At 53.1% G+C, this 12,411-nt stretch carries 10 protein-coding genes; 7 read left to right on the forward strand and 3 right to left on the reverse strand.

Annotation, left to right across the window (positions count from 1 at the left end):
* Positions 1–335: 335 nt before the first annotated feature.
* A complete protein-coding gene (locus ACR0NE_RS20810) occupies positions 336–1,394 on the forward strand; it encodes a tyrosine-type recombinase/integrase (RefSeq protein ID WP_170598669.1) in 1,059 nt (352 codons plus the stop codon).
* A gap of 200 nt (positions 1,395–1,594) precedes the next feature.
* Here the strand turns inward: ACR0NE_RS20810 and ACR0NE_RS20815 are convergent, their stop codons facing one another.
* Positions 1,595–2,119 (reverse strand): isopropylmalate isomerase, encoded by a 525-nt coding sequence (locus ACR0NE_RS20815; RefSeq protein WP_255612277.1) that lies wholly within the window; start codon positions 2,117–2,119, stop codon positions 1,595–1,597.
* A gap of 183 nt (positions 2,120–2,302) precedes the next feature.
* Positions 2,303–3,319, reverse strand: a complete 1,017-nt coding sequence (locus ACR0NE_RS20820) for a replication initiator protein A (RefSeq protein ID WP_170598666.1) — start codon at positions 3,317–3,319, stop codon at positions 2,303–2,305.
* Between the two features lie 466 nt (positions 3,320–3,785).
* On the opposite strand from ACR0NE_RS20820, the gene ACR0NE_RS20825 reads away from it, so the two are divergent.
* The 6 genes from ACR0NE_RS20825 to ACR0NE_RS20850 all read left to right on the forward strand — a co-directional run bounded on the left by ACR0NE_RS20825 (position 3,786) and on the right by ACR0NE_RS20850 (position 9,956).
* Positions 3,786–5,171 carry an AAA family ATPase gene (locus tag ACR0NE_RS20825; protein WP_170567830.1) on the forward strand — a complete coding sequence of 462 codons (1,386 nt, stop codon included), beginning with the start codon at positions 3,786–3,788 and terminating at the stop codon, positions 5,169–5,171.
* 19 nt (positions 5,172–5,190) lie between these two features.
* On the forward strand, positions 5,191–6,174 hold the full coding sequence (locus tag ACR0NE_RS20830) for a ParB/RepB/Spo0J family partition protein (protein WP_170598663.1): 984 nt from the start codon (positions 5,191–5,193) through the stop codon (positions 6,172–6,174).
* A gap of 421 nt (positions 6,175–6,595) precedes the next feature.
* Positions 6,596–7,738, forward strand: coding sequence for a dTDP-4-amino-4,6-dideoxygalactose transaminase (gene rffA / locus ACR0NE_RS20835; protein WP_480459935.1), 1,143 nt, complete (start codon positions 6,596–6,598; stop codon positions 7,736–7,738).
* Positions 7,735–8,727, forward strand: a complete 993-nt coding sequence (locus ACR0NE_RS20840) for a glycosyltransferase family 2 protein (protein WP_170399752.1) — start codon at positions 7,735–7,737, stop codon at positions 8,725–8,727. Before rffA ends, ACR0NE_RS20840 begins: the two co-directional genes overlap by 4 nt.
* Positions 8,720–9,106 carry a GtrA family protein gene (locus ACR0NE_RS20845; protein WP_170598660.1) on the forward strand — a complete coding sequence of 129 codons (387 nt, stop codon included), beginning with the start codon at positions 8,720–8,722 and terminating at the stop codon, positions 9,104–9,106. Before ACR0NE_RS20840 ends, ACR0NE_RS20845 begins: the two co-directional genes overlap by 8 nt.
* Positions 9,087–9,956 (forward strand): acyltransferase, encoded by an 870-nt coding sequence (locus ACR0NE_RS20850; protein WP_170399746.1) that lies wholly within the window; start codon positions 9,087–9,089, stop codon positions 9,954–9,956. The genes ACR0NE_RS20845 and ACR0NE_RS20850 overlap by 20 nt, the downstream gene beginning before the upstream one ends.
* Here the strand turns inward: ACR0NE_RS20850 and ACR0NE_RS20855 are convergent.
* The gene (locus ACR0NE_RS20855; protein ID WP_170598656.1) at positions 9,949–11,451 is read right to left on the reverse strand and encodes a glycosyltransferase family protein; all 1,503 of its coding nucleotides are present in this window, start codon (positions 11,449–11,451) and stop codon (positions 9,949–9,951) included. The two genes, ACR0NE_RS20850 and ACR0NE_RS20855, sit on opposite strands and share 8 nt — an antisense overlap.
* Positions 11,452–12,411: the final 960 nt, after the last annotated feature.

The following is a 12,411-nucleotide window of genomic DNA, read 5'->3' on the forward strand; positions in this document are numbered from 1 at the left end:
TTCTCGGCGATCTGCCGAATACTCAGTGACCTTTTACCGTTTCATTTTGGCCTTCTTTTGCTGGGAATTCCACGGTTTCTTCCAAATCGCATGAAATTTGTCTTTCTTTGACGTGGTTTGGTAACGATAAAAGACTTTTGAAATTTTTGCTGCTCATCAACCAATACTACCCCCGTGCTAATCTGATAAAAATAGGATAAATGTCAGCTTAGCGCGCATTATTCTAACCTTATGCTTATTATTAGGTATGTACTATAATTCATCAATCATATCCGATAAGTATCCCTTATCAGGAGTAATTGATCTTGCCGCGAAAACCGCGCAGAATGGACCACATGAAGCCCCCTGCCCCATATCTCCCGGCCGCCTCCCCTGCCCTGTCTCAAGCCGATCAAGAGGCGCTGACGGACCTCTATGTCCGCGGCACGCCTGCCAATACGCTGCGGGCTTATGAGCGCGACCTGCTCTATGTCACCGCCTGGAAGTCAGCGCGCTTCAGCACGGCGCTGGATTGGCCTGAGAGTGAGGCCACAGCCCTGGCTTTCATTCTCGATCATGCCCGCGATCTTGGCGATGCGCCCAAAGGCGACATCGCCCGGCAGGCGGCGGAAGGACTGATTGCGCAAGGACTGCGCAGATCGTTGGCCTGCCCTGCCCCGTCGACACTGGACCGGCGCATCGCCTCCTGGCTGGCCTTTCACCGGATGAAGAACCTTGCCTCACCGTTCGATGCGCCGCAGGTCAAGCAGGCCCGCGCCAAAGCGCGTCGTGCCGCTGCGCGCGCCCCAGCCCCGAAATCCGCCCATCCGATCACCCGCGATGTGCTAGAGCAGATGCTGACCACCTGCCGCGGCTCCCGCCGCGACTGTCGCGACCGGGCGATCCTGATGCTGGGCTGGGCCTCGGGCGGCCGGCGCCGGTCTGAGATCACCGGGTTGCGCCGCGAAGATGTGTCGCTGAAAGAGTTTGAGAAATCAGGCGTGGTCTGGGTTTCCCTGATGGAAACCAAGACCACGAGCAAGGGCGAGACGCCCCGGTTGGTGCTGAAGGGCCGCGCCGCACAGGCGCTGGTGTATTGGGTCGAGGTTGGACAGATCGAGGATGGCCCCCTGTTCCGCCCGATCTCGAAAGCGGACCGGGTGCTGAAGCGCCGCCTGACCCCGGATGCGATTGCGCAGATCGTCAAGCACCGGCTGAAACTGGCCGGGCTACCGGACGACTTCGCCTCACCCCACGGGCTACGCTCGGGCTTTCTGACCCAGGCCGCGCTCGACGGCGCCCCGATCCAGGCTGCCATGCGCCTGTCGCTGCACCGCTCTCTCGCGCAGGCACAGAAATACTACGATGACGTTGACATCGTTGAAAACCCAGCGGCGGATTTGTTGGGATATTAAAGTTTCAGCGGAGAATCCGGCGATGTCATCAAGGTTTCTGCGGCTAGTGAAAGATAAGTTCACAGGATTGGTTAAGTATCGAAGCCTTAAATTTGAAGTAATAAAGTTCTACCGTATTTTTGATTGCGGCGCTTTGTTACTCATTATGGCTGCTTTTTCGCCCTGCCCCATTTCTCTTGAAAATGTCCAGTAATCTTGCCTTATCGGACTCGATCAGAATTCCACCGAGGATGCAGAAGACCTGCGATCAGGATCAATACAAGACCGGACAGTTCCAGAACCCAGTTTGCCCGGATGGAATAAATCTCCATACCGATCAGCGTATCGACATGGTGAAAACCAGCCGCGCGGATTAAGATAAAGGCCAATACAACACATAGCCCCAAAAGCGCGAGCCATGTTCGTCTCAGACTTCTTCCCAACAACAGCGCCGCCGCCCAACCAATGATCAGGCAGCAGATCCCAACAGCTCCAATGAAGGCCAACTGCACCGGACGACGGTTCTCATACCAACCCTGCTCGATCGCAAGACAGCGTGCGGAAGCGGTTAGAAAAGATTGCAGGTCTAATTGCTTATTGAGCGCGAGCAGAGACAAAAGCACGGCCAATAACACCCAGAACGCTCTTTCCCGGCCCGCCAGAGCCGCAGGAAAATCCCCAACTAACGCAGTACGCAAGCTTACAACCGCCGCGACAACATAGGCAACCACTGTGAGCCAGCCCATGAGACTCGGGTCTCCAATCGTCGGCGACCAGCTTTCAAACGCACATTCCAGCATAACGCCCTTCCAAGCTCAGTCCTGTTGCCCTTTATTCCACATCTCTAAAACACAACCCTTTTCGCATGCGAAACACTAGCGCAAGCGGTTCCGAAAAATAGGGGAATTCCGAGACACCTGACCGGAAAATCACATCTCGGCAGCGCGTTTCTTTACCCACCCAAGAAAGGCAGCGTCCGCGCTTTTGAGGCGAGGTTGGCCGGAGGCGTGCCACATGGCGCGCCAGTCGGCCTCCAGCGCATAGACATCCCAGCCAGGTATCAAGCGACGGGCGGTCTCGAAAGTCTCCGGGGCAAGCGCAGCCCCTGCTCCTGCGGCCTCCTCAATCACGGCCATCGGGCGCACGCAGATCATATCCCCCGGCTCCTCGGTGAGCGTGTAATCCGGCAACCGGCCATCACGAATGATCTCGCGCACCATGGCACGGAACACTCTGCGCGGAGAGGCCGAGCCCGACTTCTTGCAGAGCACCTCTATCGAAACCCGCCATTCCGGCTGACGTCCGCAATGCTTGCGTGCCAGCTCGTAAAGACGGCGCTCCAACGGGCGGCGCAGTCGGAAATACTCTCTATTCAAGGTCAAAACCGACTTCGCCAGTACGGCACGATAGAGCCAGTCAGACAGTGTGACCGCCACGCTGACCATACGGCCGCCGCGGGTATGCCGCACAATTTCCCAGCGTTCGATCAGACCGAACCCAGTGGTGACTTCGAGCGGATCATCCTTGGGACCCGTGGCGATATTGGTGGTGATGCGTGTGCCTGCCAAGCGCTCAAAGGCATCGCGCAGCCGTCGGTAGCCATCCCCGGAGGTTTCCCGCCCCGTCGCCAGCAGCAGGTCATGAGCGGTCAGCGTGAGTGTACGCGCCGTCGGTTTGCCTGCATTGAGCGCGGCCACCAACTGCGAGATACAAAAGATCAGGATATCTGCATCAAAGATCGTAGCGCGCCCTTTGACGGATGGCGTGACCACAACCTCCACATCATTGTGCCGGTATTCGAGTATGCGCCGATCTGGACGCGTCGAGAGGGAAAAGAGCGGATGCTCCATCGAAGCGAGATCATGTTTGGGCACCGCTGCAAAAAAATCGCAAACGAAAAAGTCCTCAGGTCCCGCCCCGCCGCCGGTCGCAATACCTGCATTCATCAGAAGGCTCCGATCCGCAATGCGGTCGGTAGAAAATATGTCATGGCTCTGCTCGATCCCACCGCGCTTGTCCCGATCAGGCTGCCCGGCTTTCGGTGTTTCATTAACACCCGACCCTAGGGGAGGGGTTCGATTCTGTCCACAGGGCCACTGTTCAGATCGTGGCTTCAGAGTCGCTCAAACGTGGGATCAGAATCACTCTATCGTGGCTTCAGAGTCACTCGAAGACAAATAGGTATCTAAAATATATTCAATATCAATATGTTACCGAAGACATAGATATTTCGTAACTATATAATAACTAAAAATTAACAAGCTTAAGGGACCAAACCAGCAAATCACCAAACCTTTTCACATTAAGACAAATCTCTGAAATTACTTAGAAAGAGTCGGAAGGGGCATATGTTTTCTTGCATGTACCATGATTTTTGATATTCTGGAAAAAACGTGATACATGGAGAGGCTTATGAGCAGAGCAGACCTCCCGCCCTATTTCAACATCTCTCCCGATGCAGCTTTGTCATCATTGCAAAATTCTGTGTCTACTCAAGACTTCAGAGAGATTGCGGAAGCCTGTCTAAAGGGGCGCACAGATCTTGCAAGCCGAGGGCTGGATGCAACAGGGGCCAAGAACTTGCGCCTGTTCTCCACGTGGGAAATCACCAAATATCTGATCCCCGTAGCTCCCGCTCATTTCCGTCGTGTGTTGCGCACTCATCCTGACTTGCCACAGGGGCGCTCTGAGACAGAGGGTGGCGCGAAGTGGTTTACCTTTGATGAGGTCTTGCGGTTGCGGGCGCATTTTGGTGCGGAAGGATCTAAGGCCAAAGAATATCTGCCTTATCGTCCGGAGGGCCTGCCCGCCAAGATTGCGGCCGTGGCCAATTTCAAAGGCGGGGTTGGCAAGACTTCAACGGCAGCGCATCTCGCAATGTCTGCCGCGCTCGACGGCTACAAGGTGCTGGTGATTGATCTCGACAGCCAGGGGTCGATGACGTCAATTCTTAACGGACAAGTTGAAGACGAATGGCAGACGGTCTTCCCACTGATCGCGCGGCATTATGCGATGCATTTGCGCAGCGAAAACCAGCGGCGGCTGGACCGAGGCGAAGCTCCCCTGCCACTTGATGAAACACTGACAGAAGCACTGGACATCAGCTCGGTGGATCTCATCCGCCCCACCCATTGGCCCAACATTGATCTGATCGGTGCGCAGTTGAACCTCTACTGGTCCGAATTCCAAATCCCCGTCTGGCGTCTTGCCGCTCGCAGCTGGAAGCTTTGGGATGCTCTCACCGAGGCGCTGGAAGCCGATGGCGTGCTGGATCAGTATGATCTCATCGTGCTCGATACGCCCCCCGCCCTTGGCTATCTGACAATTAACGGCCTGGCGGCAGCGGATATCCTGATCGTGCCCACCGGCGCCTCCTTCGTGGAGTTTGACAGCACGGGGCGGTTTTTTGACATGATGCACTCTGCTTTTGAGTCCATTGAAGAAGGTGAAAACATGGCCGCACGGGCGCTTGGGCGTGCCGAGCTAAGATTTGAGTGGGATGCGGTGCAGACTGTGATCACCCGTTACGATGCCTCGCAACAGGCCGAGATGGCAGGGCTCATGCAGGCCTATCTCGGGCGGCGCCTGTCTCCCTTCCGGCAAGATTACACTGCTCTGATTGGTCAGACGGGCGAGCAGGTGCATGGTATCTATGAGGCTGATTACCGCGACTTTAACCGCGACACCTATGCCCGCGGACGGGCAACCTTCGATGAGACCTATGCCGCATTCAAGCAACTTCTCATCGGAGCATGGCGCCGTGATGAACTGGCGCAGGCGACATCGGCGGCTGAGTAACCAGACAGGGAGACAGAGCATGGCCAAACGCAGACGATTGGAACCGGCCAACCCTGAGAATGTGTCTCCGGCACAGGAGATCAGGACCCATGGAGCGGCCCTTGGCGCACCCGGACGTGCGCCGATCGCCCATGTGACGCGCGAGGCCGCAGGGCAGGGTGCTTTTGAAGAGGTTGCTGAGGCAATGCGCGCTGCCCGCGAAGAGGGGCGCTTGATCCAGTCTCTGCCAGTGGATGACATCAAGGTGGATCATCTGCTGCGCGATCGGATCGTGTTGGACCCTGATGAAATGGCGGCCCTTCAGGCCAGCCTGGCGGCGCGTGGGCAGCAAACACCCATTGAAGTCGTGGCGCTGCCGGATGGCGGATATGGCCTGATCTCGGGTCTGCGCCGGCTGGAAGCGCTAAAAGCTCTAAAGCAGGGCTCTGTGCTGGCGCTGATCCGGGCTCCAGAGAGCGCCGATGCCGCTTATGTCGCGATGGTCGAAGAAAACGAGATCCGCGCCAACCTGTCGTTCTACGAACGCGCCCGTGTGGCCTCGGAGGCCGCACGCATCGGCGTCTATGCTTCAGGGGAAGCTGCCGTCCAAGGACTCTTTGCCCATGCCAGCGCGTCTAAGCGGTCCAAAATCCTTGCGTTCATGCGTCTGCACAACGCTCTGGGCACACATCTGCGCTTCCCGGCCGCCATCCCCGAGAAACTCGGACTCGCCCTGGTCAAAACCATCGAAACAACGCCAGAGTTCGGAAAACGCCTCACTGACAGTTTGCGCAAGACACCGGCCGTGGACTCGATATCCGAACGCCGCGCGCTGGAACGCGCGCTGGCGAAAGTGTCAAACGGGCAGGGCGTGCGCTCTGCGCAAACTAAAACGCGCGGTGAAGAAGTTGCCAAAGGGGTTTACCTGGAAGCCAAACGAGGGCGGATCGTGTTGCAAGGGCAGGGGCTGGACGCTGGACTGGTGGAAGATCTGCGTAAGTGGCTCGCTAAACGGCGTGCCTAACACATTTTCAGAAAATGCGTGGCGCGCACCAACACTAGAGGAGCATTTGAGACGTTTCTGCCCAAAGGGTCTCGAAGTGCTTATGTTTCCACAGCTCAGCATACAATTTCCCTTATTTACAGTCTGATAGAACGTTCGCTTTCGCATGCGAAAAAAGAATCTAGCTCCAAACGAGATCCTTGTATCTGAAGTGTGTTCGTCGACAACATGAAGGCAGCCCTAAGCAATGCCGAGAATGGCTTCGTCGAAATTTCCACATCAATACAATGTTGCCGGAATTTAGTGCCTAGCCATGAGCTACGAAAAACAAGGTTTGGATGGACGAGCTATCAACGGTAAACAGAGGCCAATGCAAAAGACATTCACTTTGCGTAGTATTATAATAAAGTTACTATCTGAAAACAATTTTTAGAAGATAAAGATGAACGAAATAGATGTCCCATTCAACAAACCGAGTCTTGTTGGAAATGAAATAAAATATGTCCGGGATGCCGTGCGACGGGGGCAATTGGCTGGCGACGGAACATACACTGAGCGCTGTTGCAATTTGCTCAAGGCGCAGTTGGGTGCGCCAAGTGTACTACTGACACATTCTTGCACGGCTGCACTTGAAATGGCGGCGATGCTTTGTGATTTGGCGCCAGGAGATGAGGTCATAATGCCCTCTTTCACCTTTGTCTCAACAGCCAATGCGGTTGTCCTGCGCGGTGCCACGCCTGTTTTTGTAGATATTGATGTGTCGACCCTCTGCATGGCCCCCGATGCAGTTGAAGCGGCAATCACAGAGAAGACGCGGGCTATCTTTGCAGTGCATTATGCTGGGTTTCCGGCGGACATAGAGCGTCTCGTTACGTTAGCAAAGGCTCATGATCTGTTTTTGGTTGAAGATGCTGCCCAAGCGCTTGGGTCAACCTATAATGGTCAGCAAGCAGGGACTTTCGGTGACGCTGCCACCTTCAGTTTTCATGAGACCAAGAACGTCATCAGTGGCGAAGGAGGTGCGTTGGTTATCAATCGTCTAGACTGGGTGGAGCGTGCCGAGATTATCCGAGAAAAGGGGACCAACCGGTCGCAGTTCTTTCGCGGTGCTGTCGACAAATATACTTGGGTGGATGTTGGGTCTTCCTATCTGCCGGGAGAATTAATAGCGGCCTTTTTGCTCGCGCAAATAGAAACGCAGGACGCCATCCGAACGCGGCGATTATCGGTCTTTGACACTTATTTCGAGGCATTTGAGGCGCAGGTGGCGCAAAGACAGATCAGATTGCCCGATACGCCTCTAAATTGCGAAGGCAACGGGCATATGTTTTATCTTTTGATGGACTCGCTGAACACGCGGACTGAGTTCATCAATTTTATGAGGCAGAATGGCGTGATCACGCCTTTTCACTACGTGCCACTGCACAGCTCGCCAGGGGGACAGAAATTTGGCCGTACATCAGGTGACTTACGTGTTACCAATATGATTTCGGACACTTTGGTTCGTTTGCCGATGTTCTTTGACCTTGGAAGCGACGTAGAGGCGGTGATTGAGGTCGCGAATAGGGCGCTCGAAAATACATGACGAATAGCATTCAAACAGCCCATGATGCGTCGGCGACGTTGATCAGTGTCATCTCTCCAATATATGGATGCCGTAGCACGCTGACAGAGCTTGCCAAGCGCGTAGAGATGGCTTTCCAAGATGAATGTCTTGATTGGGAACTTGTGCTCGTTGATGATCGCGGCCCAGATCAACCTTGGCCGGTGATAGAAGAGCTGTCTGCAAAAGATCCACGTATCCGAGGTATCAGGTTGGCGCGCAATCATGGACAACACCTCGCGATCTGGGCGGGGCTGGAAGCTGCGCGCGGTGATTTCATCGTTGTGATTGACTGCGATTTGCAGGATGATCCCAGTGTTATCCCAGAGCTTTATCGTCTTGTGCAGCAAGATGATGTGGAAGCCGTTATTGTGGATCGGGGCACATGGTCGGACTCAAAGCTCCGGCGGATGGCATCAAACTCTTTCTATGCGCTCGTAAAGTGGCTCGCCGGGGTCAAGATCGACAATATCGGCAACTTCGGTATCTACAGCCGCCGTATGGTCAACACATTATTGCTGTTTACCGAGCAAGAGATTTTCTTGCCCATTATGGTGAGCCTCACAGGGTACCCAACGACAAAACATCAAGTCGACCGGGGTACCCGCCATGAGGGTTCCAGTTCTTATAATTTTCTCCGGCTTTTGCGCCTAGCTGTTGCGATTGTGATCCGGTTCTCTGACCGCCCTCTGAAACTGAGTGTGCTGTTGGGCGGTGCCCTAAGCGGAATGTCTGCGTTGATTTCCTTTGTCTTGCTTATGATGTGGCTGGCGGGAAGCTTCACAGTCCAGGGTTGGACCAGTACCATCTTGTCAATCTGGTTCTTATCAGGGCTGATCTTGGCCACTCTGGGAATACATGGGTTTTATCTGGGTCGTGTTTTCCGAGAGGTGCAAGGGCGCCCTCGCATCTTGATCCAGGAGACCACGGATCTTGAAGAGACTGCACTGTCTCGTGCACGGGATGTGTGACACTGTGATCCCAAGGAGCCTTTACCGATACGGTCTTGTGGGAATAGGCTCAAATCTGGTGGTATATTGTGTTTTCGTTGTCTTGATCTGGGGCGCAGTTCCGCCCGTTTGGGCCGCTGCAATATGCTACGTATTTGGTTTGGGCATAAGCTATTTGGCCAATCGACGCTGGTCCTTTGAAAGTACCGCAGGCCACCGATCTGATTTGGTCCGTTTTCTTCTGGCTTATGGTGTTGGGTTTGTCGCTACGCTTGGATTTATCTTTGTATTGACACAGTTTCTAAGGCCCGAGGTTGCTCAGTTTCTCAACATTGGCCTAACGGCTGCAGTGATTTATAGTTGTTTAAGGCTCTTTGGGTTTGGCAAAGCAAAGTTCTAAAACTATTTCCAAGGCTGCCACGCCAGTTAACTTACAGGTGCGGGAAACAAAAAAGATCATGCTCTATACACAGAAAAACGCAGAGACACAGATCGATATTGGTAAGCAGACACGAATTGGGGAGAATGTCACTTTCGGCCCGAGCTGCAAAACCATCTCAATTGGATTTGGCTGTTTCCTGGGCCGTGATTTATACATCGATGTCGAGCACCTAACTATTGGGGATTACACAACTATCCACCATGGAGGTATCATCCATGGTATCGAAACCAGTATAGGCCACAATTGCTGGTTCGGTCATTATTGTATCATCGACTCTTTGGGTGGTCTCACGCGAATTGGGAACAACGTGGGGGCTGGGGCGCACTCGCAACTTTGGAGCCATATGAAATTTGGCGATATGCTAGCAGGTTGTCGATGGAATTCATCTGGTTCGCTTATATTGGAAGATGATGTTTGGCTCGTCGGACATTCAATTACGGGGCCCATTAAAGCTGCTAAACGCTCAATGCTGATGACCGGTAGTGTTGCTGTCAAAGATCTGGAAGAAAACCATATCTATTCCGGTTCCCCTGCCAAAGATATAACTGCCCATTTAGGACTGCAATTTGATGATCCTGATTTGGAGCAGAGGCAAAAGAATTTCGCTTCTCTTAAAGCGCAATACGCTAAAGAGACGGGCCTCAGTGTCGAGGCTTTCCTGGATGTTTCAAGTTTTGATCCGGTTACCGCAAACGTGACGCAGTTTAACTTGATGGAGAGAACTTACCGTCCTCGCTATACACAGGATGAGTACGGCTTCATGCGCTTCCTGCTCTATGATCGTGCAAAATTTGTACCAGTTAATTAGAGCCTTTTGCGCAATTGGTAAGCGCAAGCCTTTGGTGTGCATATACCTCCCAATAATTAGAAATGGTGCACACAGTGAATTTATCTGTCATTTTTGATCTGAGGATTGAGGTGGCTCCGAATGCTTCGCCACGTGCAAGAAGAATAATGTCGATATCGTCGCTCAACGCGCGATCTGGGCCGAGCTCCGGCGCGCTAGCACGTTGCCACAGCGGGTAACCGGCAACGGGCTTGGCCAGAAGTGCGTGTTCAAAAGTAATGCCAGAATCTGCAACGACACCCCATTGAGATGGCTCACCTAATGCGCGCAAAGCGGTGATGCCGTCCGCAAGCATTTCATATTGGGTAGGACCGCTCGATTCCCCTTGCTGCTCCGGTACACTCAAATACCGCGCATAGGGTCCATGTTCGATCAGGCGTTCCGATTTTCGCGAATATCCCTCCGCCGCAGCGCCAAGCATATTCGCCACATGTGGCGTGGCAAAAGCCAGGATGAGGATGACCGAGATATATCGAATAACGGGTTCGTGTTCGGCAGAGTGTTTCCGGGCGAGTTCCGCGCATCCAATGCACAAAGCGATCAAAGTAGGCAGGGCCAACTGGCCGAGAGATCCATTGCCGCCCATGGTTGCGGTCATGCCGACGACTGTCCCTGCAAGAATAATAGCTGATGCGACTGGCACTCGTATTGTTGCGTCTTTGACACAAAGGGCAACGGCAAACAAAGTCGCGCAAAGGGCAACCGGTTGGTAAAGTGGGATTTGTACACTTTTCCTTATGAGCCCCATAATGCCGTTGCTCTCGCCCACATGAGCGAGGGCATAATCCAATGAGCCAAAGAAGCGCTGAAGGTTGGGGTCAAACACAAGTACAAACAGCCCCAATCCAATTAGCGCACCGCCTGCTGCAAACCAACGCCGCATGATCAACAGCGCAATGAAAAGACCGGGCAGAACGAGCACAAACGTGGATTTCGTCAAGCAGACAGCGCCCACCAACATGCCAGAAACACCGCCCCCAAACACCTCACGGCGTTTACGATCGTTTTTGAAGATTACAAACAACGTCACAACAAACATCGCAGCTTGCGCAAAACGATTATAAAAAAACGAATGCGTTGAGATTACCCGGATAACCTGGTCATTAAACTCCAGTGGATATCGTGTCAGCAATAGCGTGAGAATGACTAATGCCACGCCAGAGAATCCAAGTGGCGACATATGAGTTCTCGAAAACAGAAATGCACATGCGATGAGTGCGCAACCTAAGAAAATACTATGTAGGTAAAACACTGAAGCATGAGTCCCGAACACATACATTGTCCAGCTAAGTGTTTCGGATATGAAGCCGCCGTAAAAGTGGCCAAAGTCAATAACGGGCCGAAGCCCTTCTAAAATACGCCAGGCCGCTCCAAGTATGAAAAACGTGTCAGCAAAGTGGTCTGTGTCATAAAATATCCCGACGAAAAATGAGAATACAGCGATCAGAGAGATCAAAAGAATGAGTGAGCAATTTATGACAAGAAGAAAACGGTCGAAAGAGCACCTAAATTTTGAAGTCACTTTTTAAGCCTTTGATTTTCGTTTGTATTTGTAACGTAGAGAGTGCAGCTTGTTAATCTTGTCCTGTGACCTAAAGTAGGCTGAGGAGCAAAGTCCACAGAAGGGCTTTTGGGTCTGGCCGCTACCTTTTGATTAGTTCCGCAGGAGTGATCCATTTAGATTTCTGATACGTGACCGGGATCAAGTTCACTCCGTTTCGGGGTAAGACTTCATGGGATCTTTCAGGTTTGATTCAATTGGACCGTAAATTCACCGGGCGTCAAGTTTCCGGCGCAATGGCCTTTCCAGTCACTGCTCCGTGCCCGGCATCACGCCTTGGTGGACCCGAGCCTAAACCCACTTGGCGAACGAGCCCCGACTCCCGTCCTAGGCGGCTGTTAAATGCCTGCAGATATCCGCTGATCAGCAGAATGCTGCCGACCGAAGCCCAGAACGCTTGGTCAGTAAAGAATGTCTGAATCCGACGTGCTAGGGAGAATCTCAATACCACTCACAAAGTTGGGCGCCGCCTCCGGGGCCTTTCGCAAAAAAAACACAAACAAGGCCCGAAAATGACCAACTGGTTGTAAACAAAAACCATGTTGCCAATAGGATTGTAATGAGTTCAGAACCCACAGTTCTCACTTCTTTAATTGTGACGCCTTTACGCAACTAGGAATCGTGCCACTCACTCTGACCTAGTCATTGGATCACCTATATGCCTGCATCTCAAAATCCTTCGTCTTCGCGTCTGGCAGCCTTGGAAGGCTTCCGCATGGCCTTCTTCGCGCTTGATTTCATGCCCAAGAGTTTGTCGCAGATTGATTTTTCTGCTGCAGCGGATGAAACGACGCTCACCAATGCACTGAACTACGATGGGAGCACTCAGATCTGGGAGGGCGGCCGTGAGGACGT

Source organism: Ruegeria sp. C9, assembly GCF_056537585.1.

Excerpts from the sequence above, each read along its gene's own strand:
- ACR0NE_RS20810 (WP_170598669.1), top strand. The coding sequence starts at position 336 with ATGAAGCCCCCTGCCCCATATCTCCCGGCCGCCTCCCCTGCCCTGTCT.
- ACR0NE_RS20815 (WP_255612277.1), bottom strand. The coding sequence starts at position 2,119 with ATGGGCTGGCTCACAGTGGTTGCCTATGTTGTCGCGGCGGTTGTAAGC.
- ACR0NE_RS20820 (WP_170598666.1), bottom strand. The coding sequence starts at position 3,319 with ATGAATGCAGGTATTGCGACCGGCGGCGGGGCGGGACCTGAGGACTTT.
- ACR0NE_RS20825 (WP_170567830.1), top strand. The coding sequence starts at position 3,786 with ATGAGCAGAGCAGACCTCCCGCCCTATTTCAACATCTCTCCCGATGCA.
- ACR0NE_RS20830 (WP_170598663.1), top strand. The coding sequence starts at position 5,191 with ATGGCCAAACGCAGACGATTGGAACCGGCCAACCCTGAGAATGTGTCT.
- rffA (WP_480459935.1), top strand. The coding sequence starts at position 6,596 with ATGAACGAAATAGATGTCCCATTCAACAAACCGAGTCTTGTTGGAAAT.
- ACR0NE_RS20840 (WP_170399752.1), top strand. The coding sequence starts at position 7,735 with ATGACGAATAGCATTCAAACAGCCCATGATGCGTCGGCGACGTTGATC.
- ACR0NE_RS20845 (WP_170598660.1), top strand. The coding sequence starts at position 8,720 with ATGTGTGACACTGTGATCCCAAGGAGCCTTTACCGATACGGTCTTGTG.